The sequence below is a fragment of the Magnetospirillum molischianum DSM 120 genome (assembly GCF_000294655.1).
In the GTDB taxonomy this organism is placed as follows: Bacteria; Pseudomonadota; Alphaproteobacteria; order Rhodospirillales; family Magnetospirillaceae; genus Phaeospirillum; species Phaeospirillum molischianum.
In genome coordinates this window covers 70,592-92,842 of record NZ_CAHP01000022.1, presented here as the reverse complement: position 1 = coordinate 92,842, position 22,251 = coordinate 70,592, and the positions used below count along the sequence as shown (strand labels likewise).

Genomic DNA, 22,251 nt, shown 5'->3' with positions numbered 1-22,251 from the left:
GCCCTTTAAAGGCATGTTCTGTTCCTTGCTACGTCGCAGCGGGCCGGGATGCTTCGCCCGCCCTGGGGCTGTTTCCGCTCAATTTGGCGGGGTGTCTGCGGATGGGGCGTCATCGGGTCAGGCTCCACAGCAGGATTGCGAGGGCGCGGGCTTCCTCGCGGGTGGTGGGGGATTGGCCGACCGAGCGCAGCGCGGCGACCAGGGCGGGGAGGTGGGCGTCCGGATTGCCCGTCAGGGCATGGGCCACTGTCGCGGCGGGCGCGGTCTCGATGGTGATGCCGTGGTGATCGGCCCAGGCGGCAGCGATCGCGAACAGCCCGGCATGGGTGATCGCGGTTCCGGGTGGTGCTTCGTCCACCAGCACCAGGGCCAGATCGCCGGCGGTCCGCTTGGTTTCGGTCAGCCAGCGGCGCAACGCCTGGAACGGAATGCCGGGGCGATCCGGCGTTGCCACCGGCAGGGATGCCCGGCCGCTGGTGATCCGACCGGATAGCGAGCCAACTGCCCAGCCGAAGCGTGGTGCCGACAGGGTGAGCGCAAGAACGGCGGTCATGCCGCACCTCGGACCTGTCGGCGCAGGTTGCCCACGGTGGTCGGCGACACCCCAGCCGCCTTCGCGATGGCGCGATCCGACCAGCTTGCGGTTTCAACATTTTTCAACATGTCGAGGACGTGAGCACGGCGGGCGGCGGTGCTGGTCGGGTGTCCAGTCTGGACGGGCGGAACGGGTGGCGTGGCGCTGTCCAGATTGGACGATGCCCCGTTGATCACCAGCCGGTTGAAGGCGTCCAAAATGGGCGGGGCGGCCAAATGGGCGTCGTCATGCCCATCCGAATCGGCTGCGAATTCCAGCCGCACCAGCAGGTCGTCGAGAGTGACAATCGGCATGTCCCGCTCGAACATCTTGCGGACAATCTCGCGGCGATAGGACGCGGGCAGGTCAAGCTGTTCATCACCCCAGCTTTCGATGGCGTGGCAAATCTCATCGCTGCGCTGGTTCCAGTACTGAGCCTCGGCGCGCGCCTCCCGGATCGTCTGCGGCATCGGGATCGCGGACATGATCGCCGCCCGGCATTCGTCCACCGGGTGCTTGCCGAAATCGTACCGACGCCATCCGCCCATGCTGTCGTGCCAACGCCCAGCCAGATACTCGAAGCCAGGGGTCGGCTCGAACGGGCCTTCCAGCCAGGGCAAGGCGGCATCGTGCAACGCCTGTTCGCGCGGATCGCGGGCGATCGCCGCCGCCTCGCTGCCGTATTTTTCCAGAACCGCCGCTCGTTGCGGGGCGTACCGCTGCCGCTCGGCTTCTCGCTGGGCTTTCTGCCGGGCCATGTAGGCGTCATAGGCGGCCTTCGATTCCCAGGTGAAATTCCCCTTGGTGTAACCCTTCGGCTTCGGTGGCTTCGCGGGTTGCCGTGCCGCCGCCTCCCTGGCCCACTCGGCGAAATCAAACTCGGTGGTGCTGGTCTTGGGCGCGGCCACCCGTTCGGCCACGTCTTTGAAATCCATCCCGGCGGCGCCAAGCATTCCCTTCGCCTTGCGGAGCGCGGCCAAAGCCTCCGCGTCGTTGTCGCTCGACGCCAGGGCCAGCAGTTTGCCGAGTTTGTCGGCGTTCAGGGCGGCGGTCATTTCGTCACCTCGTCCAGATTGGACGCGGGGGATTCGGTCACCTCGGTGCGCTGAGCGCGGGCGTCGATGGCCCCGGAAAGGGCCTTTTGGATTTCAACATTTTTCAACAGGCGCTCGCCCTGCGGTTCATCTTGGGGAGGCTCGACCGGCCGGGGCGCAATGGGCGCTTGTGCAGCGGCGGCCACGGCCAGAAGACGAGACGACGGACGCCGGTGCATGGGGTTGTTTCTCGGATTCATGCCGATGCTCTCCAGCCTGCGGGGGTCTTACATCGCGCCAGGTCGGCCACATCCTCGAACGCGAGGATCAGCACCGCCCCGGCGGCAACGGTGGCGGCAAGCTTGGGATCGGCCTCGACCGCTTCGGCGCATCCGGCAGGAACCGGCACCAGCACCGACACCCGGCCAGGGCCGAACGGATCAGCGACCGCAGCAGGATCGGAGGCGAAGGCTTGCACAGCGGCAGGTCGGAACCCGCACGCCAGGGTCAGACCGACCAGCAAGGCGTCGTTCATCGCACGACCCTCCCCGGCTTGGCGCAGTCCGAACAACGCCGGTTCGGCCATTTGCTCCGCAAGGGCGAACGAAACATCGCGGGCATTCCGCAATCCGCGCAGTGGGTGCGCCAGCGGATCAGAACAATCATCGCCCCATCGCGACGCTGATAATCCTCGCAGCCTTCGACCTCGTACCGCTGGCCCCTCCACAGCAGGACGGTTCCAGGTTCAGGTGGGGCGGTGAAGTCGATTTTGTGAACGGTCGCGGTCATCACGCCAGTTCCCAATCGGACGGTTCCTCGGACACTGGGACAGGGCCAACGGCCGGGCGGGGTGGGACGGGACGGACGGGACACCCCCCTGAAAGGGTGTCCCTGTCCGTCCCGGTCCCCGCCCTGACACTCGTTCCGTTGTCCCGCTCTGTCCCGGATTGTCCCGCTAACCATACGAGGTCATCGAGCATCCGAATAAATCCTTTGCTCATAAGGGCTTCGACGTGACGGCGGAATTGCTTGCGCTCGTTCTCCGGATTGTCCCGGTCTGTCACGCCAGCGCGTTTAAGTTGTTCTCTCCAGGTTTTCGCAACCACGACCGGGACAGGTGGAATGTCCCGGTTGTCCCGGTACGTTTGGCCGTGGTCGGCGAGGCTGTTTTTCAGCTGATCGAGGGCCAGTTTTTGCCCAGGCGATAGGCTGGCGGGCTTGCGCGTCGGCACGGTATCGGCCGCTACGACAACGCAGGACGTGACCTTCTTTCCGCGCCGGTTGGTGCCCAGTTCGACCACCTCCAGACGGAAGCTCAATTCACCCGCCACCGGCAGATCGCGTTGCTTGGTGACCTTGGCGACCGAGACACCGGCCTCTTCGTCCCGGCTCACCTCGATCTCGGTATCGACGGCGGCGCGGAGCAGGGAGTGGCCCCGAGCGCCCCGGGCCGTGTCCTTGCCGGAATGGTGAACGAGCAGGATGTGAACGCCGGTTTCCTCGCGGACACGATCGAGGTTTCGAACCAATGCGCCCATGTCGCCCGAAGCGTTCTCATCGCCCCCGGCCATGGCTCGTGACACGGTATCGACGATCACCAACCGCACCGGCATTCCGAACGCTTCGGTCATGGCCCGGATTGTGGCGATCAGCGCGCCCGTGTCGGCGGTCGGGTCGCACAGATCGATGGTCGCGGGGACCACGGCGAACGGTACCATCTCGCCCGCAGCCGCCGCGCCGTGGTGGCTTCTAAAGGCGGCGATACGGTTCTTGATGCCCGAGCCGCCTTCGCCAGCGACATACAGCACGCCACCGGCCTCGACCTCGCGCCCATGCCAGGGCCAGCCCAGGGCGACGTGAAGACCCATATCGGTGACCAGGAACGTCTTTCCGCTGTTGGACGCGCCAAAGGCCAGCGATAACCCGCCGTCGATCAGCAGCCCTTCGACAAAGTCGGCGGTGCCGATCGACGCCTCGATATCGACATAGCGCAGGGTCGGCAGCAGCCGGGGCGCGGACGGCGCTTCGGCTTCCCACGGCGGCCCGTCCTCGACCGGCGGCGGTGGGGTGGTCTGCTGTCGAGCCAGACGCTCGGCCTCTTCCAGCGGAATGGCGGATGTCATGCGGCGGCCTCGTTGGCGCTGGTGGTCACCAGGATCTTCGGTTGAGCCGGATCGGGCCGGGTCAGGGCCTTGCGCAGACGGCGGCCGGTGGCAAGGTCGGGCACCACGAACTCGGTGGTTCCGACCAGATGCCCCAGCATCGACCGCACCCGATCCCAGCGGATGACGACGATTCCGTGATCCCCGCGGTTGTCCCAGGAATGAGCGGCGGCCCAGGCTCCGGGATCGCTGAAGATCACCAACGGGTCGGTGATCCCCATCAGCGGCGTGCATCGGGCGAGCGCCTCCAGCCCCAGCACGTCGGCGATGCCGCGCCGAGTGAGAAGCGCGCCCATGGTCGGCACCCAGGCCAGCAGATCAATCAGGTCATCGGGCCGACCGGGGGCTTGGAAGCGCCAGACCGGAATGATGATCGCGGGCAATTGGCCGTCGGGATCGGGCTGATAGGTGCCGTCGCGGGCCGGGGTGATTCGGGTGACGCCGCCGCCCAGACCTTGAGCCGGGGCATGGGGCGACCAATACCGATCCCGCCACGCTCGGGCCTGGGGCGATTGCGCCCGTTGGCAGGCTTCCTCGAACTCGTCCCACAGTTCGCGGATCGAGCGCCCGAGGGCGGCGTGAGTTTCAGCGGACCGGCTGCGGGGGCGGATCATCGGCTGGCCTCCGTCCATGCGGCTTCAAGCGCGCCGATCAGTTCCGGGAGCAGCGCCACCTTGACCGCCAATCCCGAGCGGGTCGGGACCAGCTTGGCGTCGGTGCCCATCGTCCAGACGCGGACATGAGCCAGCTTGTGCCCGTTGAACTCGCCAAGGCTCACCCGGATGGTCTCGCGGGAGTTCTTTGCGATGTCGGCCACCACGCGGTCATTGCCCATGGCCAGCCCCCAGACCCGCGAGCGCGGCCACGGTGCAGGCAGTCGGGAACGGCAGGCCGAACCGGCGATTCAGCCAGCGACCGGCGAGGCTGGAATTGATGGAAGGGGTGGTGATAAGCTCGGCACCGTCAGCGAAGACATTTACCGAGGCCCGGTTGGGGGATGCCGCCCCCGCCGGGCTTTCGTTTGCCCGGCCCATCTCACGCGGCCCGCTGGGCGGCGGGATCGGAGGTCGAGGACAACGGCCCGGTCAGGCGGCCGTCAACCCAGGCATCCAAATCGGAAGGATTGTAGACGACACGACGGCCGAACTTCTGGAAACGGGGGCCGCCCCCAACGGTGGCGTATTTGCGCAGCGTGCCTGCGCTGATCGGAAGACCCTTGGCCTTGATGTAATCGGCGGCACCGGGGCGGTCGAGAAAGGTCTGGTTGCTCATTGGCTCCCTCACGGATCGAAGCGAAACGTGAGGGAACGATGGGGGAGCGAGGGGAGAGTGTCAGCCTCTATAGGGTTGCTATTTCAGTCGCTATTTCCCTTCCGAAATTGCGACCTCGCTCGATATAGCGCCATAGCCCTCTTCTTCAGCCAAGTTTCCCCTGGGGAACTCCCCCAGTTCTGAATTAGAACTTCATCTATGCATCTAATAAATTCAGATTGTGTGTCGGGGATGCCGTCAAGGTCGGCCATGCATGCTACAAATGACCAGAATTCTGTTTCATTAAATATTGATTTCGGACCTCGCCGAGGACTGTCAAACCCCCTGATTTTAGCAACATTATTAAATTGCTCTTCTTCTGCACCCTCACATGGTGACATTATATTTTTTAAATCTTCGTATAAAATAAAAACTTCAGGGGAGTGAAACATCCCTTTTGAGTAGATCGAGCCATCCCACAAAAATTCTAAATACCTAAATTCCTCCTTACAAAAAATAAACGCTCTAAAATCGCAATCATCGTCACTGAAATCATCTTCGATAAAACCGCATCTTACGTTTCCAGCCGCGCAATATCTTCGAAGAGCTGCGGCTGCAACATTAATTGAAGCCTCCTCGACGGCAGAAAGTGTGCATTCAGCATCCTCATCCAGAAGACGGCTAAGTGGAACTGGGGAGTAGCTGATTCGAGGGCGACCAAATGCTATCCACTGAAGAGCGTCCCACGAAGAAATAACGTCAACTTCTGTGGAGATTGGTTGCGGTTCATTTCTCAGATGACTTCTAAATGCTCTATCCACATTGAAGCATTCCCCATGTGCCGAATCGGAACCGTCCACGACAATTCCGCTCCAATCTGGAGTGTCCCAGCCATTAGCCCAAAACTTTGCCTTGAGCGACCCGGGCTCATAGGGGTTATCTGCACGCAGAATTCCGGCCTTCCTTGCAGCCCTACCCTGATCGATAGGACGCGGAAGGTGGTCATTTGTCGAACTGTCGTTCATTTTAGCCTCTTCGTCATCTTGATAACCTCGCCACCCAAGTTGGCGTCGATCTCCATCAAAGCCGCCAAATGGTCGGCTGTGCGGTCCATGACCGCCTTCACCGGATCGTCGGCGACATGGGCATAGCGTTCGGTGGTGCGGCTCTGTTTGTGGCCCAGCGCCTTACCGACAAGGTAAAGGCTGGCACCGTCCGAAACCGCATAGGTGGCGAACGAATGCCGCAGGTCATGCAGTCTGACCGCGTCGATGCCGCACCATTCGCGGGTCATCTCCCACGTTTTTTGCAAGCCGACGATCGGCCCATCCGATCGAGTGGACGGCAGGACCCATTCAGAGCGGCGGGGCAGATCGGCGATGATCCGAGCGGCGGCAGCGGGCAGCGGAATCACCTTTGCGCCGGTCTTGCTGTCGGGCAGGTTTAACCGTCCGCCTTCTAGATCCACATATTCCCAGCGAAGATTGGTGATCTCGCCCTTCCTGGCTCCGGTCAGCAGCAACAGCTTGATCGCGGCGGCCATGCTTGGGGACACCATGCCCAGGTCTTCCAGGATCGCCAGACCACGGGCGAGGGTCGCCACCTCTGACGGACCAAGGGGCCGTTCTTTCTTCTCACCTTTGTAGAGAACGACACCTTGCGCTGGATTTGTGGCGAATAGCTTCCGCGACACGCCATAAGCCAGCATTGCCGACAGTGACGAGACGGCGCGAGCCGCTACGCCCTTGCCGCCTTTGACGATGGCACGCCCTCGAAATCCGGTCTTTTCGTCCGTAGCGGTCTTCCCGGCCGCAACATCCGCCTGGAAACGCTCGATGTCCTCCGCTGTCAGGTTACGGGCGACCTTGCGCCCCAACAGCGGCAGGATGTGCCGACGAATGCAGGAAGTGTCCTGCGTCCATGAGCTTTCCTTTTTCCGTGGACGAGCTGCCCGTCCATCTGGCCCCAAATAGAGGTCAGCCAGTTCGGCCACCGTCTCGGCCTTGAGTCGGTCTTTTTTCTCTGCCGAGGGATCGCCCCCATCCCGAACTGTCTGCAACAGCTTGGCTGCACGACTACGGGCCTCGTCAGGTGTGAAGGCTCCATGGGGGCCTATGGTAAACCGCCGAACAGTCCGACCGACCCGATACTGGATCAGGTACGACTTGGCACCCGATGCGAATACCCTCAGACCAAATCCGGGTAAGTCCTCATCCCAGAGGAAGTAGTCTCGCCCATCCGGCTTGGCCGCATCGACGGTGCGTTTCGTCAAACGGGCCATTCTCCCCCCTATGCGGAATCATTGCGGAATCACGCGGAGGCAACATTGGGTGCTCTCCGTCTCTCACCGCCTCATGAGAGTAACGTATATAAGCGTTAAAATGCAATGGATTGGAAGCATCCGGTGGCTTGCGGAAGCAGGCGGTAACACCAGCACCCTAACATTCGCAACGAGGAGGTCAGCGGTTCGATCCCGCTCGGCTCCACCATATTTCCCGATAAGGTCTAGCCGAGTCACGGTCTAGGCCTTTTATTTTGCCCGATCGCCATCCAGAGGGGCAGAGGATTATATCGTAGGAGCTTCGGCCCGGCCCTGGTCGAAATGAATGGCCAGCCAGATCGTCGGCACTGACGGATCGGTCCATTCCACCCGATGGCGACAATGAGCCGGAATCAAGAGGTAATCGCCCGCCTCCATTCGACGGAACTCCGGCTCCGCCTCGAAACGCATCTGGGCGGCTCCCGACACCACCATCACCCATTCGGCCCAATCCTGGTCGTACCAGAAATCGGGCGGGCTGGCCTGTCCGGTCGAGACAATACGTTCAATCCGCACACCAGGGGCGGACAGAAGCGCGACAATCTCTTCGTCTTGGGACGGAAGAGGCAGATCGCCAAACAAATTTCCAGACGTCCGCATCACGACATCCATCGAAAACAAGGGCGTGAGACAGCACAAAAAGAAAGGGCGGCCGATCGGCCGCCCTTCCCTCAACCAAAGCCTTGACGGCTTAGAACTTCAGCGACAGACCGGTCATGCCGTAGTAGCCGTCGTTCTTCAGCGCGTCCTTGGTGGCGCCAGCCGGAGTGCGGTCATACAGGCCGCTCTCGTAAGCCGCGTAACCAACCGAGGCAAGCAGATCGATACCGGCGCTCAGGCTGTACTTGCCCGAAGCCTGGTAGAAGTCGATCGTGTCATCGCCATGGTCGCGATAGAGAGCGCTGGTGTCAGCCTTCGCACCCTTGGTCTCGGAGTGGAAGTAGGCGAAGCTGATGGCATACGGGCCGGTCGCGTACTGCAAACCAACGTCATAAGCCTGACCACCGAAGTCGAACTTGGTGTTGCCGAGCGGGTTGTTGGTGGTCAGGTTGACCACACCGTTCGTGCCGTTCGTGATACCATTGAAGCCGCCGACACCGTTGGCGACATTGCCGCTTTTGGCAATGGCGTCACGAGCCAACTGGTACGAACCGCCGAGGGTGAAACCGGCATAGGACAGCTGGGTGCCGCCCGAATACTGAGTGAAGGTCTCACCAGCGGACAGCTGGGTCTGAACCGCACCGGCGGACAGCTTCAAGCCGACCGGGCCGATGGTGCGGGTGTAACCGGCACCGACGCCGTAAGCCTGGGCGCGGGCGGTGCCCTGAGCGCGGTTGTCTTCCGACACGGCGGTCGGGACATAGGTGGCACCGAGGGTCAGACCCGCGAAGACCGGAGTCACGTAGGTGATCTTCTCGGCCTTGTTGTCGGTGATGATCGCGGTGGTGTTGGTCGAGCTGCTGTAACCAGCGCGCTGGTTCATGCCCATCACGGCACCCGGCTTGGTGATGGTGTAGTTGCCGGTGGCCATGCCGCCTTCGGAGAAGTTGCCGGCCGCGTCGGGAGCGGAGACGTGCAGCAGGGCCGCGCCGTTCTTCAGGGTACCGACGAACACCTTACCGAAGCCGCCTTCAACCCAGGCGTAGCTGCTGTCGATCAGGTCGGTGGTCTGGTCGGTATGACCGCCAGCTTCCAGCGACACGAACACACCGACCTTCAGGCCGTTGTCGAGAGCGGTGCTGCCCTGGAAGTGAATCTCGTTGTCGCCCTTGATACCGGCGGTGTTGGTGCGGCCAGCCGCGCCACGGCCACCAGCAATGGCATTCAGGGCATCAGAGTAGCTGCTGCTCTGCTCGGCGCCAACAACCCACCAGCGGGAGAAGCCGCCAACCGACAACTTGATCGGATCCGCAGCCTGGGCTGCATCGGCACCCATCAGGCCAACGGCAACCAGCGCGGTGCTGGCGAAAAGAATCTTCTTCATGGGAACTCCCTCTCTTGAGTAGCTGAACTCTGATTAGCGCTGCGCTTGCAAGCAAACCAACAAGCCAACCGATTTCTTGGCAGCATGACGCCACAGCCGAGCCGCCGCAGTCAAGCAAGCCCCCTCGTACCCTGTGATGAATGCCGCGCACTGTGGCATGAAAGCAACAATGTCATCCGGCATCGATCGGAACCGATCCTGTCTCGAAGCCTCGGAATCGTTGTTCACTCACTCCGGGGCGTTAGTCGAGCCGGGAAAATCCTCATCAAAGAAAACGATTCAGGGCCGCGTCGGATCATCTTTGCCCGACGCGGCCCTGAACATGACGTTTTCATGACGATGCTTGATTGCGAAGACGTTAATGTACGCTCAGCGGTTCAAGATCGTGCTGCCGGATCGCGGCGAAGGCGGACAGGCGATCAGGAGCCGTTCCGATCCGAGTTCCGTCCGCCGAGCAAATCGCCCACTCGCCCGCTGCTATCCAGCGAACGTAGGCGACCATCGACAGCCCCCACCCCGCCAGATCGGAAACGCTCATCACGCGGGCAGCCAGGGCCGGACTCATCTTATGTTCGATAATGGCCATGGTCAGACCTCCTCCTGGACGGGAACGCGAATAGGGATGGCTCGGATGCGGGTCTCGGGCTGACGGCGGGTGATGTCGATATGCAGCAGGCCGCTTTCCAGTTCCGCCCCCTCGACCTCGATCCCCTCGGCTAGCACGAAGGCGCGCTGGAACTGCCGGGCACCGATGCCACGATGGATATAAACGCGGGTTCCTTCCTCTTCGGCCTGACGGCCCCGGATCACCAACTGATTGTCTTCGACCGCCACGGACAGATCGGACATCGCGAACCCGGCGACCGCCAGCGTGATGCGAAGACGGGTCTCGTCAACCTGCTCGATGTTATAGGGCGGATAGCCTTCGGGCGAGGTCTTCGAAATACGGTCGAGCACCCGTTCGAAATGATCGAACCCGAGCAGAAGGGGGCTGTTGAAGGTGGCGATACGGGACATGACGCAAATGTCTCCTCTGACGTCGAGCGAGAACGGAACCGAAGGACCCGCTTTGGCGCCCTTCGTCACCCTTATCATTTTGGGACCGAACGTCCCGCCGTCAAGCGATCAGCGGAGATGTTCCCATTTCAGCTTGTGTTGGCATCGCCCTGGCCAAGGCGTATCATCTTTTGAACTAATCGCGAACCGACGGACAGCGAGGTCAACGATGTCGAACAATGTTCTTTCCGTTATTTCCGCGCTGGCATCCGTGGTCTCGAAGCCGCACGAGAGCGGTCGGCAACTGCCGCCCAAACCCGTCATCACCCTGTCGCGCGATTTCGGATCGGGCGGCGATGTGATCGCCACCAAGCTGAGTCAGGCCCTCGACCTGCCGCTGTATGACGAGCAGGTTCTGCGCGACGTCGCCACCCGGCTGAAAGACGATCCCGCCATCGTCCAGATGCTCGACGAGGGCTTTGGCCGCGCCAAGGACATGTGGCTGTACCGTCTGTTGTCGGGTAAGAATATCGGCCCCGACAGCTATCGCGACACGCTGGTCAAGGTGGTGATCAATCTGGGTCGCCTGGGCGGCATCATCCTGGGTCGGGGCGCTCATGTCATCTTGTCCGAGGAATGCGCCCTACGGGTCCGCATCACCGGAACGCCGGAAGTCTGTGCCCGCCGGATGGCTGCCGCCGGTCACGGCAAGGAAGAGGATTTGCTGGCCACGGCGCGCGAGGTCAACCATCGGCGCGAGACGTTCGTGTGGGAGGTGTTCCAGTCGCGTCTGTCCAACGCCAGCGAGTTCGATCTGACCATCAACACCGACCGGATGGAAAATTTCGACGATGTTGTCGAAACTATCGTCGCCCTGGCCAAGGCGGTTCAGAACGGTCGGGTTTTGCGCCAAGATCTAAAACGGATCTGACCTTCCGAGGCTCTGCCCGCGATCCCAAGGACCGATTTTACCGTGCCCCATGCGACGCCCGAGGACGCAGGTGCTTTCTGCGGCCTTTACCTGCCCCCTCCGGGCGGCCATGACGAACTGAGCACCGCCGAACGAGGCGTGCGCGCGCACTGGCGCGAGTTCATCGACAGCTTTTCCGCGATCCCCCCCGAGGAGGTCGCGCGGCGCTGGGATCTGGGCCAGACTCTGTTGCGCGACAACGGCGTCACCTACAACATCCACGGCGATCGTGGCGGGTTGGACCGGCCCTGGCGGCTGGACCCGCTGCCGGTGATTTTACCCGCCGCGGAATGGTCGCGTCTGTCTGCCGCGATCGCCCAACGCGCCACCTTGCTGGAAGCGGTTCTGGCCGATCTTTATGGCCGCCACACCCTGATTGCCGACGGGTCGATTCCCCCCGGCCTGCTATACGCCAATCCTGCCTTCCTGCGGCCGTGTCATGGCTGGCTGCCGCCGGGTGGGCGCTATCTGCACATTTACGCCGCCGATCTGGCACGGGGGGCCGATGGGTGCTGGCGGGTGATCTCGGACCATACCGAGGTGCCTTCCGGCACCGGCTATGCGTTAGAGAATCGCACCATCGTCAGCCGGGTTCTGCCCGAAATTCACCGTGCGTTGCCGGTCGAGCGGCTGGGACCATTCTTCGACACGGTAAGACGAGGATTGCTGGCGCTATCGCCGCGCCGGGCCGAACAGCCCCGCGTGGTGCTGATGAGTTCCGGCCCGCTTACCGAGACCTATTTCGAGCATGCCTTCCTGGCCCGCCAACTCGGAATCACCCTGGTCCAGGGCGAGGACTTGACCGTCCGCGATAATGCCGTGTTCCTGAAGACCCTGACCGGGCTGCAACGGGTCGATGTCATCGTCCGCCGTTCCGCTGGCGAATGGTGTGACCCGCTGGAACTGCGCGGCAATTCGGCGGTCGGCGTCGCCGGACTGGTCCAGGCGGCACGGGCCGGAAACGTGGCGATCGCCAACGCCCTTGGGAGCGGATTGGTTGACGGTGCCGCCCTGATGCCGTTCCTGCCTCGGGTCGCCCAGCGCTATCTGGAGCAGGATCTCGCCTTGCCCTCGATCGCGACGTGGTGGTGCGGCCAGGAAGAGTCGCGCCGGGTCGTTCTCGATTCGCTCGACCGCCTGATTCTGCGCCCGGCGTTCCACAACCATACCCCGCCCCGCCTCGGCTCGACGCTGACGCCGGAGGAGCGGAGCGCCCTGGTCGCCGCGATCATCGAACGGCCAACCGATTGGGTGGCGCAGGAAATCGGCACGCTCTCGACGGCTCCGGTCTGGAATCAGGAACGGCTGGAGCCGCACCACATGGTGATCCGGATCTTCGCCGTCGCGTCGGAACGGGGCTGGTCGGTCATGCCGGGGGGGCTGGTCCGGGTCTCGGGCGAGAACGAACTGACCACGGCCCGACTTCAAGCCGGAGGCGGTTGCAGCAAGGATCTGTGGGTCCTGTCCAAAGCCCGCCCGACACCGGAGAACGCCGCGCGCGGGGTGACGGCTCCGGTCAAACTGGTGCGCGGCAGCCGCGACCTGCCGTCACGGGTCGCCGATAGCATGTTCTGGCTGGGCCGTTATCTCGAACGGTGCGAGACCACCACCCGGCTGCTGCGCACGGCGTTGCAACGGACCGAGGACGCGCTGGATCAGAGCGACGGCGCACGAGCGACCGATACCGTGCAAACCATCGCCCGGCTGGGTCTGGCCCTGCCGCCCGGAGTGACCGACCGACCGCCCCATCACTTGCCCGCCGCCGTGATTGCATTCCACGCAACCGGCAGTCCGGGCAGTCTGGCCGACCATGCCGAGCGAATGATCCGGCAGGCCGGGAACTTGCGCGACCGGCTGTCGCTCGACACCTGGAGAGCGTTGCAGCGTCTCAAGGACGAGATCGACGCGATGACCGGCACCGGCGGGCGCAGCGATACCCAGGGACGGCTCAATCAGGTGGTGCTGACCGCCGAAGCCGTCAGCGGTCTGGCGATGGAAAACATGACCCGTGGACCGATGTGGCTGTTCTGGGACACCGGGCGGCGGATCGAGCGCGCCGGAGCGGTCGCCGACACATTGGGCGGCGCGCTGGCCGGGGCGACCCACGAGCAGATGGTGCCGATGGACCTGCTGCTCGACATCTGGGACAGCGTGATGACCTACCGCTCGCGCTATCTGGCCGCGCCACGCCTTGCCGCCGTGCTCGACCTGCTGATGTGCGACGAGAACAATCCCCGCGCCCTGGGCTTTCAGTTGGCGGCGCTGGCCGGGCATATGGACCGGCTGGTCGCAATCTCGGGAGAGACCGGCTTCCTGCGCGCCGAGCAGCGGCTGATGACGGTGCTGTGCGGTATCGTGCGCACCACCGACGTCACCGTAATCTCGCATTACGATTCCGATGGCGGCTTTGTCGATGCGGAGCGACTGCTGGAAACGGTGCGCTCGCGCCTGTGGGAGCTGTCCGAGGTGATCTCGCGCGAGTATTTTATTCACGCCCAATGGCGTCTGCCGCTGCATCCGATGGACCCGCTGCCGTGAAATTCCGCGTCCGCCACCTGACCCGCTATCATTACGGCGCGCCGGTCTCGCTGTCGCACCACGCCGCTCACCTGCGCCCGCGCGGCGACAGCCGTCAGCGCCACCACGGGGTCGATCTCGACATCCGCCCGTTTCCGGCGGTACTGAAGGATGACAGACTCGATTATTTCGGCAACCCGACCACCTTTTTCACGATCCAGGAGCCGCACACCACGCTGGAGGTCGAGGTGCTATTCGTGGTCGAAACCCATCCGCCACCGCCCTTACCCGAGGATGGCGGCGGCGCGTGGGAGACGACCCGCGACCGCCTTTGCACCGGAACCGGGGCGGGAATCGAGCGGAGCCTGGATTTTCTTCATGCCTCGGCCCAGGTGCCGTTGCTGCCTCAGGCCGCCGCCTATGCCGCCCCCAGCTTCCTCCCCGGACGGCGGCTGACCGAGGCGGTGCTGGATCTAGTCCGCCGTATCCACGCCGATTTCGTCTTTGATCCCGATGCCACCTCGGTCGGCATCCCCCTGGCCGAGGTGTTCTCGGGCCGTCGCGGCGTGTGCCAGGATTTCGCCCATGTCGGCATTGCCTGCCTGCGGGCAACCGGACTGGCGGCGCGCTATGTCAGCGGCTATATCCGCACCCTGCCCCCACCCGGACGGGAAAAACTTCAAGGAGCCGACGCCTCGCATGCCTGGCTGGCGGTCTTTCTGCCGGGCTGGGGCTGGCTGGAGGTCGATCCGACCAACAACATGATCGCCGGAGAGGATCATGTCGTCGTCGCCTGGGGCCGCGATTACGACGATGTCAGCCCGATCCGGGGGGTGGTCCTGGGCGGCGGCGATCACCATGTTGAAGTTGCGGTGGACGTTGACGCCATCCGGGCCTGACCGTCCACCGGCAGGTGGAGAACGGACATGCCTGTACGCATCGAACGATTTTGGAACAGATCGGGATGAGTCCTCTCGAATCCTGGGCGGGGTTCTGGTCCAGCCTCGGCCCCGAGACTCTCGACCGGCTGAACGACCTTGCCGCACCAGATCTGCACTTCATCGATCCCTTCAATAACATCACCGGGCGTGAGCAGGTTAAAACCCTGTTGCAGCGGATGCTGCGCGACCTCGGCACACCGTCCTTCGTTGTCCTGGACTGGGCGATGGGAGCCAAGGGGGGTTATTTGCGGTGGGATTTCGCCGCCACCATCGCCGGGCAGCGGCTTTCGATCGAAGGGATGAGCGAAGTTGGCTTCACCCCCGAAGGCCGGGTGGTGTTTCACCGCGATCACTGGGATGCCGGAGGACAGGTTTATGCCCGCATGCCGCTGTTGGGCCTCGGCATCCGACTGATGCGAAGGCGGCTTTCGGGATAAAGCTTTCCTATTCCAACCGCCGGACAAGTGATCTACGGTCGTCACTAAATCGACGCGAGACGTCGGCCGGGCCGAGTGCGATGCTCACCCCGGACCTTTTCGCTATATTTGGACGTGACGACCATCATGACCGCGCTGTCTCCGCTTGCTCCCGCCTCTTTCCCCGACATGCCCGTGATCGACGGCGTGCGCCTCGCCAGCCACGCCTGCGGCGTCCGCTATGCCGGACGCACCGATCTTCTGCTGGTCGAGCTTGATCCCGGCAGCCGCGCCGCCGGAGTATTCACCCGCTCGCTAACCGCATCGGCTCCGGTCGAGTGGTGCCGCACCGCCGTTGCCACCGGGCGCGCTCGTCTGCTGGTGGTCAATTCCGGCAATGCCAACGCCTTTACGGGTTCGGTCGGGATCGCCTCGGTCCAGCGCACTGTCGATAAGGCCGCCGAAATCGCCGGCTGTGCTCCGACCGAGATTTATGTCTCCTCGACCGGGACCATCGGCGTGCGCTTGCCCGATGAAAAGATCACCTCCGCCCTGGCCGACGCCTATGCCAAGCTGACCCCCGGCGCGTGGCAAGACGCGGCGAAGGCGATCATGACCACCGACACCTATCCCAAGGGCGCGACCCGCACCGCCATCATCGATGGCGTCACGGTGCGGATAAACGGTATCGCCAAAGGCTCGGGAATGATCGCCCCCGACATGGCGACGATGCTGTCCTATGTCTTTACCGATGCCGACATTTCAGCTGAGGCGCTCCAGGCTCTGTTGAAGGCCGGAACCGACCGTTCATTCAATTGCATCACCGTCGATAGCGACACCTCGACCAGCGACACCCTGCTGCTGTTCGCTACCGCCAAGGCGGGAAACAGCCCGATCACCGACGCCGCCGACCGCCGCTTGGCCGACTTCAAGGCCAAGCTGTTCGACCTGCTGCTCGATCTGGCTCATCAGGTGGTCAAGGACGGCGAAGGCGCCAGCAAGTTCGTCTCGATCAAGGTTGGCGGTGCCGCCAGTGCACGAGCCGCCCACGTCATCGGGATGGCCATCGCCAATTCTCCGTTGGTCAAAACCGCCATCGCCGGCGAGGACGCCAATTGGGGCCGCGTCGTGATGGCCGTCGGGAAGTCCGGCGAAAAGGCCAACCGCGATAAATTATCGATCCGTATCGGCGGCGTTCTGGTCGCGGACCAGGGCGAAGTCGTTCCTGGCTATGACGAGACTCCGGTGGCGGCCCACATGAAGGGCCAGACAATCGAGATCGAAGTCGATGTCGGAGTCGGACGTGGCAAGGCCCAGGTGTGGACCTGCGATCTGACCCACGCTTATATCGATATCAACGGCTCGTATCGGACCTGATACCGGCGCCTCCCCACCTGGACCTCTCCTTCTGAGAGACGTCCAGGTGGGGAGGGACAGCTCGTTACACCAACAACATCGCCAGCACGGAATCGAGTAACGGCCAGCCGTCCGGCGTCGCGCGGAGGCGGTCGCCATCGCTTTCGACCAAACCGGCTTCGATCAGACGGGCGAGACCACGGCGGTCGATCACCTGCTCGACAGCCAGCCCACATCCGGCGGCAAGCGCGCCGATATCGATCCCCGCAGCCAAACGCAACCCCATCATCACCCGCTCGGCCGCAAGCGATTCGGGCGACAGGGTTTCCTCGGTCTCGGTACCGTGACCGATCGTTTCGACGGCAGCAAGCCATGTATCGGGATCGCGATTCTGAGCGATCGCCGCAACGCCCAGACGGCCATGTGCGCCGGGACCAATGCCAACCCAGTCTCCCCCCCGCCAATAGGTCAGATTGTGGCGACATTCCGCGCCGGGGCGGGCGTGGTTGGAGACTTCATAGGCGGGCAGACCCACGGCCGCGGTCATCGCTCGGGTCAGGTCGAGCAAGGCGCGCCCGGTATCGTCATCGGGCGGTTCGACCCCACGCGCGCCAAAGACCGTTCCATCCTCAATCGTCAATTGATAGAGCGACAGATGGTCGGGCGCGAAGGTCAGCGCCAGGGCCAGTTCATCCCGCCACGCCGCCAAACTCTGGCCGGGGCGGGAATGGATCAGATCGAACGACAGACGGGGAAATACGGTGCGGGCCAGTTCCAGCGCCGCCCTGCCCTCGGCGACGTCGTGGGGACGGCCCAGCCAGCGCAGTGCCGTATCGTCAAGCGCTTGCAACCCGAGCGACAGACGGGTGACACCACCATCGCGATACGCCTGAAAGCGCCCAGCATCGGCGCTGTCCGGATTGGACTCCAATGACACTTCCCAATCCGGCGCGCAATCCCACCGCGCCCGTACCCGCGTGACGATGGCGGAGACGATCTCGGGATCGAGCAAAGACGGGGTTCCGCCGCCGAAGAACAGGCTGGTTGGCCGTCTCCCCGGCGTCCGATCGGCAAAATAATCAAGTTCGGCCAGCAGAGCGGCGGCCCAGCGGGGTTGATCGATCGCCCCCGCCGGTCGGCTGTTGAAATCGCAATAGGGGCATTTCGACCGGCAGAACGGCCAGTGGACATAAAGCCCGAAACCGGCATCCGGTTCCGCCGCCACCCCGATCAGCCGGGAGAAAAACAGGCCGCGACCAACTGACGGAAGGCGTCGGCGCGGTGGCTGATGGCGTGCTTGGCGGCGGGTTCGATCTCGGCAAAGGTCAAGGTGCCGCCCACAGGCCGGAAAATCGGGTCATAGCCAAATCCCTTGTCCCCACGCGGCGGCCAGACGATCTCACCCGCGACGGTACCTTCGAAACTTTCGCAATGGCCATCGGGCCACGCCAGCGACAGCACGCAGACGAAGCGAGCCGAACGGTCAGCCTGCTCGCCCAGTTCGGCCTCAATCCGCGCCATCGCGGCGAGGAAATCCTTATTCGGCCCGGCCCAGCGGGCGGAGAAGATACCGGGAGCGCCGCCCAGAGCCGCCACCGCGAGACCGGAATCGTCGGCCAGCGACGGCAAACCGCTGGCGGCGGCAGCGGCGCGGGCCTTCAATTCGGCGTTCTCGACGAAGGTGACGCCGGTCTCGTCCGGTTCGGGAAGCCCCAGCGTCGCGGCGGACACCACATCGGCGCCAAAAGGCGCGAGCAGGTCGCCGATCTCGCGCACCTTACCCTGGTTATGGCTGGCGATAACCAGCCGACCGCCGCCGAAACGCCGGGGACTCATCACGCCTCCAATGCCCGCTTCTGGGCTTCGACCAACTCGGCCACACCCTTTTCCGCCAACGCCAGCAGATCAAGGAACTGATCGCGGGCGAACGGGCATTCCTCGGCCGTGCCCTGGATTTCGACGATGCCACCCCGCCCGGTCAGGACGAAATTCGCATCGGCCCAGGCGGTCGAATCCTCGGGGTAATCGAGATCGAGCACCGCGACGCCTTCGCACAGACCACAGGAGACGGCGGCAACATGGTCGGTCAGCGGCACCGCCGCCAGCAGGCCCTGCTCGACCAGCTTGCGGAAGGCCAAAGCCAACGCCACCCAGCTTCCGGTGATCGCGGCGGTACGGGTGCCGCCATCGGCCTGGAGCACGTCGCAATCGATACGGATCTGACGCTCGCCCATCGCGGCCAGATCGACCACCGAACGCAGCGAGCGGCCGATCAGACGCTGAATCTCGTGGGTCCGCCCAGATTGCTTGCCCTTGGCCGCCTCGCGGTCGGTGCGGGTGTGGGTCGAACGCGGCAACATGCCGTATTCAGCGGTAACCCAGCCCTTGCCGGTATTGCGCAGGAAGGGCGGCACCCGCTCTTCGACCGAGGCAGTGCACAGAACGTGGGTGTCGCCGAAGCGGGCAAGACACGATCCTTCGGCATGCCGGGAAAAGCCCGGTTCGAGGCTGATGGAACGAAGCTGATCGAAGGCGCGGCCGGAAGGTCTCATTGCAAACGGGTCCTCATAGTTCATACGGGCCGTGACCCTATCCCGGATTCTTCTTACTGTCACGGGGGCTCACAGCGCCTCGCCCCACCGCCTCATGGACGGCGGGAGGTCAGGCCAATCCCATCCTGGCGACGCAGAGCCACCTCGCGGCGGGCGTCGTCGTCACGGGCCTCGCGCAGGGCATCCTCGGTCGCGTCGATATGCGCCTCGCTGAGACGGCGAGACAGCGGGGCGTCGCGGGACAGAATCGCCTGCCACATCGCGCGATGCTGGGCGAGGAACCCGTCACGCACACCCCGACGGCGATACAGATCACAGCGGTCATAGAACACCCCGCCGCGCAGCATTTCGAAAATCCGCAGCATCACCCGAGAGGTGACCGGGTTGCCTGCCGCCTCGCACAAAGCGGTGTGGAAATCGGTATCCGCGGCGGCTTCCTGATCGGGATCGTCGTGCAGGTGGGCATCTTCCAACGCCTGAACGCAGGCGGCGATCCGGGCCAGATCGGCCTCGGTCGCGCGCGTCGCGGCCATCTCGGCAACCGAACCGGCCATCAGACGGCGGAACTCGAAATAATCGAAGGCGGTCTCGGGATGCCCGTGCAGCAGCCCCGCCAGCGGTTCAGCTCCGCCCGTATCGGTATCGCGGCTCACCACGTTCCCTCTCTGAGCGGCCGATACCGGACATCAACCCCACGCAGAGCCAACAGCTTGGCTAACGCCAGGGTGACAAAAATCCCTAACCACGCTCCGGCCACCACGTCCGAGAAATAATGGACCGTGGTGAATACCCGGCTGGACGCGACCAGGATCGCCAGGGCGATATAGGCGCGGTCATAGCGGGGAAACACCAGCGCCAACGCCACCATCGCGGCGAAAATGGCCTGGGAATGACCCGACGGAAAGGAATTGACCGCCCAGCCGTGCGAGAACGGCGTGTAGGTCGCGATCCCCTGGTCGAACAGCATCTGGGGACGACTGCGCCCAATCAGAAACTTCAGCAGATCGGCGATCAGCCCCGATACCGCCATTGACAGGAAGACAAATCCCGGAGCCCAGGCCAGACGGGTAAAGCGTTCGCGCGCCGCCGGACTGACCGCGACTCGCCGCGCCAGCAAAAAGATCAGACAGAGGACCCCGGTCGGGATCAGCCACAGACCGGCAATGCCCAGTTCGGTGACGATCTTGAGGAACCCCTCGAAATCGCCCGACACCGTTTCCTTGAACAGCAGCGCCAGCGGTTCGTCGAGAACCGCCACCCCTAATCCGCCCAGGACCAGGGCGTATAGCGAGACCCACACCATCGGCGAGCGCAAGGTACGGTTCCACTGGCCAGAGACGGCCGTGCGGACGTGACTGAATTTCTGCCACCGAGCACCGATAGCGATGGCGATCCGTTCCAGCGGCAGCAACATGGTATCGAGCAGGCTCATGGCTTGTCCTCCACCGCATACGCGGTCAACGCAACGGGGCGTCCGCGCGAGTAGTTGAACCCCTTGACCTTACCAACCACCGCCGTCTTCACCGCCCGCTCGGCGCACTCGGCCTGGAACGCGGCTTCCTCACGGTCGGAGATCAGAACCAGCGTCCCGGCCCGTTCGGCCAGAATCGCGGCGGCCTCGCTCCCGGTAGTCAGACGGGTGTCGGTGCCAAGCAGGAAAACCAAACTGGGTTCGGAATAGCCCGCCACCACCACCGGCCCCTGATGCGGCCGAGTCGCGACCAGTTCGGCGACCGAACGGCTGACCCACAGTTGATTGAGTTGCGGCAATACCCCGTCCAATACCACCGGAAACGTAGCACAGGAGGTTACCAGCACCGCGAAGGCCGCGCCCAGAACACGGCCCCGCATCGCCAGCCACGCCGACAACAGCCCGGTCCCGGCAATCGCGACAAAGGCCGGCAGGCTGGTCAGGTCGAAGCGGTCGCCATAGGCGAGTGGCGCAAGCAGAACCGCCCCCGCCAGGGCCAGGGCAATCACGCTCCACGCCGTCGCCCACAAACGCAGGCCCCGACCGTCGCGCATATCGCCGCCCCAGGCCGACGCCGCCATCAGCAGAGCCAGCGCGGGAAAGACCGGCAGGACGTAGTGCGGCAGCTTGGTCGGAATCAGTTCGAACATCACCCAGGTCGGAATAATCCAGGCGAAACAGAAACGAACCTCGGGCCACGCTCGCTTGCCCCATGCCCAGATCAGGGCCGGAACCAGCAGAAGAGAGGCTGGCCACAACGTCACCGGCGACAGCAAAAGATACATCCCCGGCGGGGCGCCATGGCTTTCCTGAGCGCCCAGCAGCTTCGGCAGCAAGTCGTTCTTGACCGCCTCGCCGACGAAAGCACCGTCGGTGGCCTGACTGATCGCGAAAAACCATGGTGCCGCGATCGCGATCGCGATCGCCAGCCCTTCGATCGGGCGCATCCCCCACAGCCAGCCCGGCCCGATGATTCGCCGATCGAAAATCGTCAGCGACAAGATCGTCAGCAGCAGGATCACCGGCACGACCGGCCCTTTGATCAGCACCGAAACGCCGACCGCGATCCAGAATATCAGCGCGGTTCCGAAACTGGGCTGCTTGTCGCCACGCCGGGCCGCCAGATAGAATCGTCCCAACACCCCTTGGGCCAGCACGACAGTCGCCAGTAATATCGCATCGGTCTTGGCTTGGTGCGCTTCGGCGACCACCATCAGACACGACGCCAACAGCGCCGCCCCCAACAGCGCCGCCGGAGGCCCGAACAGCCGCCGTCCGATTCCAAACGTCATCAACGTCGCCGCCCAGGCCGCCAACAGCGAAGGAAGACGATAGGGCCAAGGCTCGCGGGTGGTGGGATCGGAAAAGGCGATAACACTTGCCGCCTGGGCCCAATAGGCTCCGGCCGGTTTTTTCGCCCGCATTTCCGACTGGAACTGGATACGGACGTAATCGCCGGTTTCCAGCATCTGACGGGTGGCCTGCATGAAACGGGACTCGTCCCGGTCAAGCGGAGGCAACGTGACCAGTCCCGGCATATACAGGAACAGGCACATCAGGGTAAGCAGTAGATAAGGGCGGGTGCCGCCAGTCAGCCGATCCACGTCCTGGTCTTCCTGCAACAAAAGAAACTTACGGGGGCATCAACAGCACGACACCCCCCACGAGGTCAAGCCCGCTCCTGAAGGAAGCGAGCGGCAAAGACGT

27 protein-coding genes and 1 tRNA gene are annotated in these 22,251 nt (G+C 63.7%); 6 read left to right on the top strand and 22 right to left on the bottom strand.

What is annotated here, in order from left to right; all coding sequences use genetic code 11:
• Nucleotides 1–109: 109 nt before the first annotated feature.
• The 12 genes from PHAMO_RS10690 to PHAMO_RS10640 all read right to left on the bottom strand — a co-directional run bounded on the left by PHAMO_RS10690 (nucleotide 110) and on the right by PHAMO_RS10640 (nucleotide 7,302).
• Nucleotides 110–553, bottom strand: a complete 444-nt coding sequence (locus PHAMO_RS10690) for a hypothetical protein (RefSeq protein WP_002728814.1) — start codon at nucleotides 551–553, stop codon at nucleotides 110–112.
• A complete protein-coding gene (locus PHAMO_RS10685) occupies nucleotides 550–1,629 on the bottom strand; it encodes a DUF2786 domain-containing protein (protein ID WP_002729238.1) in 1,080 nt (359 codons plus the stop codon). Before PHAMO_RS10685 ends, PHAMO_RS10690 begins: the two co-directional genes overlap by 4 nt.
• Nucleotides 1,626–1,868 carry a hypothetical protein gene (locus PHAMO_RS10680; protein WP_002729237.1) on the bottom strand — a complete coding sequence of 81 codons (243 nt, stop codon included), beginning with the start codon at nucleotides 1,866–1,868 and terminating at the stop codon, nucleotides 1,626–1,628. The genes PHAMO_RS10685 and PHAMO_RS10680 overlap by 4 nt, the downstream gene beginning before the upstream one ends.
• On the bottom strand, nucleotides 1,865–2,143 hold the full coding sequence (locus PHAMO_RS10675; protein WP_040566750.1) for a hypothetical protein: 279 nt from the start codon (nucleotides 2,141–2,143) through the stop codon (nucleotides 1,865–1,867). The genes PHAMO_RS10680 and PHAMO_RS10675 overlap by 4 nt, the downstream gene beginning before the upstream one ends.
• Nucleotides 2,140–2,397, bottom strand: a complete 258-nt coding sequence (locus PHAMO_RS10670) for a hypothetical protein (RefSeq protein ID WP_040566748.1) — start codon at nucleotides 2,395–2,397, stop codon at nucleotides 2,140–2,142. The genes PHAMO_RS10675 and PHAMO_RS10670 overlap by 4 nt, the downstream gene beginning before the upstream one ends.
• Nucleotides 2,397–3,731 (bottom strand): AAA family ATPase, encoded by a 1,335-nt coding sequence (locus tag PHAMO_RS10665; RefSeq protein WP_002729231.1) that lies wholly within the window; start codon nucleotides 3,729–3,731, stop codon nucleotides 2,397–2,399. Before PHAMO_RS10665 ends, PHAMO_RS10670 begins: the two co-directional genes overlap by 1 nt.
• On the bottom strand, nucleotides 3,728–4,384 hold the full coding sequence (locus PHAMO_RS19710) for a hypothetical protein (protein ID WP_002729229.1): 657 nt from the start codon (nucleotides 4,382–4,384) through the stop codon (nucleotides 3,728–3,730). The genes PHAMO_RS10665 and PHAMO_RS19710 overlap by 4 nt, the downstream gene beginning before the upstream one ends.
• Entirely contained in the window at nucleotides 4,381–4,605 is a 225-nt protein-coding gene (locus PHAMO_RS10655) for a PC4/YdbC family ssDNA-binding protein (protein ID WP_002729227.1), read from the bottom strand. Before PHAMO_RS10655 ends, PHAMO_RS19710 begins: the two co-directional genes overlap by 4 nt.
• A complete protein-coding gene (locus tag PHAMO_RS10650) occupies nucleotides 4,595–4,804 on the bottom strand; it encodes a hypothetical protein (protein ID WP_002729225.1) in 210 nt (69 codons plus the stop codon). The genes PHAMO_RS10655 and PHAMO_RS10650 overlap by 11 nt, the downstream gene beginning before the upstream one ends.
• A gap of 1 nt (nucleotide 4,805) precedes the next feature.
• Nucleotides 4,806–5,042, bottom strand: a complete 237-nt coding sequence (locus PHAMO_RS10645) for a helix-turn-helix transcriptional regulator (protein ID WP_002729223.1) — start codon at nucleotides 5,040–5,042, stop codon at nucleotides 4,806–4,808.
• Nucleotides 5,043–5,125: 83 nt separating this feature from the next.
• On the bottom strand, nucleotides 5,126–6,046 hold the full coding sequence (locus PHAMO_RS19445; RefSeq protein ID WP_002729217.1) for a hypothetical protein: 921 nt from the start codon (nucleotides 6,044–6,046) through the stop codon (nucleotides 5,126–5,128).
• Nucleotides 6,043–7,302 (bottom strand): tyrosine-type recombinase/integrase, encoded by a 1,260-nt coding sequence (locus tag PHAMO_RS10640; RefSeq protein WP_002729215.1) that lies wholly within the window; start codon nucleotides 7,300–7,302, stop codon nucleotides 6,043–6,045. Before PHAMO_RS10640 ends, PHAMO_RS19445 begins: the two co-directional genes overlap by 4 nt.
• Nucleotides 7,303–7,434: 132 nt before the next feature.
• On the opposite strand from PHAMO_RS10640, the gene PHAMO_RS19440 reads away from it, so the two are divergent.
• Nucleotides 7,435–7,510, top strand: a tRNA-Ala gene (locus tag PHAMO_RS19440).
• A gap of 77 nt (nucleotides 7,511–7,587) precedes the next feature.
• Here PHAMO_RS19440 and PHAMO_RS10635 read toward each other — a convergent pair.
• The 4 genes from PHAMO_RS10635 to PHAMO_RS10620 all read right to left on the bottom strand — a co-directional run bounded on the left by PHAMO_RS10635 (nucleotide 7,588) and on the right by PHAMO_RS10620 (nucleotide 10,342).
• Complete coding sequence (locus PHAMO_RS10635; protein WP_040566745.1) at nucleotides 7,588–7,941, bottom strand: cupin domain-containing protein; 354 nt, start codon at nucleotides 7,939–7,941, stop codon at nucleotides 7,588–7,590.
• 91 nt (nucleotides 7,942–8,032) lie between these two features.
• Nucleotides 8,033–9,325: a porin gene (locus tag PHAMO_RS10630; protein WP_002729211.1), complete on the bottom strand. Its 1,293-nt coding sequence runs from the start codon at nucleotides 9,323–9,325 to the stop codon at nucleotides 8,033–8,035.
• Nucleotides 9,326–9,683: 358 nt separating this feature from the next.
• Nucleotides 9,684–9,911 (bottom strand): DUF1150 family protein, encoded by a 228-nt coding sequence (locus PHAMO_RS10625; protein WP_002729207.1) that lies wholly within the window; start codon nucleotides 9,909–9,911, stop codon nucleotides 9,684–9,686.
• Nucleotides 9,912–9,913: 2 nt separating this feature from the next.
• Nucleotides 9,914–10,342, bottom strand: coding sequence for an Hsp20 family protein (locus PHAMO_RS10620; protein WP_002729205.1), 429 nt, complete (start codon nucleotides 10,340–10,342; stop codon nucleotides 9,914–9,916).
• Between the two features lie 208 nt (nucleotides 10,343–10,550).
• Here PHAMO_RS10620 and PHAMO_RS10615 point away from each other — a divergent pair, with 208 nt between their 5' ends.
• From PHAMO_RS10615 to argJ, 5 genes are all read left to right on the top strand, one after another.
• On the top strand, nucleotides 10,551–11,252 hold the full coding sequence (locus PHAMO_RS10615; RefSeq protein ID WP_002729204.1) for a cytidylate kinase-like family protein: 702 nt from the start codon (nucleotides 10,551–10,553) through the stop codon (nucleotides 11,250–11,252).
• Nucleotides 11,253–11,294: 42 nt separating this feature from the next.
• Nucleotides 11,295–13,829, top strand: a complete 2,535-nt coding sequence (locus PHAMO_RS10610) for a circularly permuted type 2 ATP-grasp protein (RefSeq protein ID WP_002729203.1) — start codon at nucleotides 11,295–11,297, stop codon at nucleotides 13,827–13,829.
• Nucleotides 13,826–14,707, top strand: a complete 882-nt coding sequence (locus tag PHAMO_RS10605; protein ID WP_002729202.1) for a transglutaminase family protein — start codon at nucleotides 13,826–13,828, stop codon at nucleotides 14,705–14,707. Before PHAMO_RS10610 ends, PHAMO_RS10605 begins: the two co-directional genes overlap by 4 nt.
• A 65-nt stretch (nucleotides 14,708–14,772) precedes the next feature.
• Nucleotides 14,773–15,186 (top strand): nuclear transport factor 2 family protein, encoded by a 414-nt coding sequence (locus PHAMO_RS10600; protein ID WP_002729201.1) that lies wholly within the window; start codon nucleotides 14,773–14,775, stop codon nucleotides 15,184–15,186.
• Nucleotides 15,187–15,309: 123 nt separating this feature from the next.
• Nucleotides 15,310–16,542 carry a bifunctional glutamate N-acetyltransferase/amino-acid acetyltransferase ArgJ gene (gene argJ / locus PHAMO_RS10595; protein WP_155801716.1) on the top strand — a complete coding sequence of 411 codons (1,233 nt, stop codon included), beginning with the start codon at nucleotides 15,310–15,312 and terminating at the stop codon, nucleotides 16,540–16,542.
• A gap of 64 nt (nucleotides 16,543–16,606) precedes the next feature.
• On the opposite strand, the gene hemW is transcribed toward argJ, so the two are convergent.
• From hemW to PHAMO_RS10565, 6 genes are all read right to left on the bottom strand, one after another.
• Entirely contained in the window at nucleotides 16,607–17,746 is a 1,140-nt protein-coding gene (gene hemW, locus PHAMO_RS10590; RefSeq protein WP_002729199.1) for a radical SAM family heme chaperone HemW, read from the bottom strand.
• A 5-nt stretch (nucleotides 17,747–17,751) separates the two neighbouring features.
• Nucleotides 17,752–18,357 carry an RdgB/HAM1 family non-canonical purine NTP pyrophosphatase gene (rdgB, locus tag PHAMO_RS10585; protein WP_002729196.1) on the bottom strand — a complete coding sequence of 202 codons (606 nt, stop codon included), beginning with the start codon at nucleotides 18,355–18,357 and terminating at the stop codon, nucleotides 17,752–17,754.
• Nucleotides 18,357–19,073, bottom strand: a complete 717-nt coding sequence (gene rph / locus PHAMO_RS10580; protein ID WP_040566742.1) for a ribonuclease PH — start codon at nucleotides 19,071–19,073, stop codon at nucleotides 18,357–18,359. Before rph ends, rdgB begins: the two co-directional genes overlap by 1 nt.
• A 92-nt stretch (nucleotides 19,074–19,165) precedes the next feature.
• Nucleotides 19,166–19,726 (bottom strand): FCD domain-containing protein, encoded by a 561-nt coding sequence (locus PHAMO_RS10575; RefSeq protein WP_002729192.1) that lies wholly within the window; start codon nucleotides 19,724–19,726, stop codon nucleotides 19,166–19,168.
• A complete protein-coding gene (locus tag PHAMO_RS10570; RefSeq protein WP_002729190.1) occupies nucleotides 19,723–20,505 on the bottom strand; it encodes a phosphatase PAP2 family protein in 783 nt (260 codons plus the stop codon). Before PHAMO_RS10570 ends, PHAMO_RS10575 begins: the two co-directional genes overlap by 4 nt.
• Entirely contained in the window at nucleotides 20,502–22,148 is a 1,647-nt protein-coding gene (locus tag PHAMO_RS10565; RefSeq protein WP_002729188.1) for an ArnT family glycosyltransferase, read from the bottom strand. The genes PHAMO_RS10570 and PHAMO_RS10565 overlap by 4 nt, the downstream gene beginning before the upstream one ends.
• Between the last annotated feature and the right edge of the window lie 103 nt (nucleotides 22,149–22,251).

What these genes read in the sequence shown, in the direction of transcription:
- PHAMO_RS10690 (WP_002728814.1), bottom strand. Translation starts at nt 553, where the DNA reads ATGACCGCCGTTCTTGCGCTCACCCTGTCGGCACCACGCTTCGGCTGG.
- PHAMO_RS10685 (WP_002729238.1), bottom strand. Translation starts at nt 1,629, where the DNA reads ATGACCGCCGCCCTGAACGCCGACAAACTCGGCAAACTGCTGGCCCTG.
- PHAMO_RS10680 (WP_002729237.1), bottom strand. Translation starts at nt 1,868, where the DNA reads ATGAATCCGAGAAACAACCCCATGCACCGGCGTCCGTCGTCTCGTCTT.
- PHAMO_RS10675 (WP_040566750.1), bottom strand. Translation starts at nt 2,143, where the DNA reads ATGAACGACGCCTTGCTGGTCGGTCTGACCCTGGCGTGCGGGTTCCGA.
- PHAMO_RS10670 (WP_040566748.1), bottom strand. Translation starts at nt 2,397, where the DNA reads ATGACCGCGACCGTTCACAAAATCGACTTCACCGCCCCACCTGAACCT.
- PHAMO_RS10665 (WP_002729231.1), bottom strand. Translation starts at nt 3,731, where the DNA reads ATGACATCCGCCATTCCGCTGGAAGAGGCCGAGCGTCTGGCTCGACAG.
- PHAMO_RS19710 (WP_002729229.1), bottom strand. Translation starts at nt 4,384, where the DNA reads ATGATCCGCCCCCGCAGCCGGTCCGCTGAAACTCACGCCGCCCTCGGG.
- PHAMO_RS10655 (WP_002729227.1), bottom strand. Translation starts at nt 4,605, where the DNA reads ATGGGCAATGACCGCGTGGTGGCCGACATCGCAAAGAACTCCCGCGAG.
- PHAMO_RS10650 (WP_002729225.1), bottom strand. Translation starts at nt 4,804, where the DNA reads ATGGGCCGGGCAAACGAAAGCCCGGCGGGGGCGGCATCCCCCAACCGG.
- PHAMO_RS10645 (WP_002729223.1), bottom strand. Translation starts at nt 5,042, where the DNA reads ATGAGCAACCAGACCTTTCTCGACCGCCCCGGTGCCGCCGATTACATC.
- PHAMO_RS19445 (WP_002729217.1), bottom strand. Translation starts at nt 6,046, where the DNA reads ATGAACGACAGTTCGACAAATGACCACCTTCCGCGTCCTATCGATCAG.
- PHAMO_RS10640 (WP_002729215.1), bottom strand. Translation starts at nt 7,302, where the DNA reads ATGGCCCGTTTGACGAAACGCACCGTCGATGCGGCCAAGCCGGATGGG.
- PHAMO_RS10635 (WP_040566745.1), bottom strand. Translation starts at nt 7,941, where the DNA reads ATGCGGACGTCTGGAAATTTGTTTGGCGATCTGCCTCTTCCGTCCCAA.
- PHAMO_RS10630 (WP_002729211.1), bottom strand. Translation starts at nt 9,325, where the DNA reads ATGAAGAAGATTCTTTTCGCCAGCACCGCGCTGGTTGCCGTTGGCCTG.
- PHAMO_RS10625 (WP_002729207.1), bottom strand. Translation starts at nt 9,911, where the DNA reads ATGGCCATTATCGAACATAAGATGAGTCCGGCCCTGGCTGCCCGCGTG.
- PHAMO_RS10620 (WP_002729205.1), bottom strand. Translation starts at nt 10,342, where the DNA reads ATGTCCCGTATCGCCACCTTCAACAGCCCCCTTCTGCTCGGGTTCGAT.
- PHAMO_RS10615 (WP_002729204.1), top strand. Translation starts at nt 10,551, where the DNA reads ATGTCGAACAATGTTCTTTCCGTTATTTCCGCGCTGGCATCCGTGGTC.
- PHAMO_RS10600 (WP_002729201.1), top strand. Translation starts at nt 14,773, where the DNA reads ATGAGTCCTCTCGAATCCTGGGCGGGGTTCTGGTCCAGCCTCGGCCCC.
- rdgB (WP_002729196.1), bottom strand. Translation starts at nt 18,357, where the DNA reads ATGAGTCCCCGGCGTTTCGGCGGCGGTCGGCTGGTTATCGCCAGCCAT.
- rph (WP_040566742.1), bottom strand. Translation starts at nt 19,073, where the DNA reads ATGAGACCTTCCGGCCGCGCCTTCGATCAGCTTCGTTCCATCAGCCTC.
- PHAMO_RS10570 (WP_002729190.1), bottom strand. Translation starts at nt 20,505, where the DNA reads ATGAGCCTGCTCGATACCATGTTGCTGCCGCTGGAACGGATCGCCATC.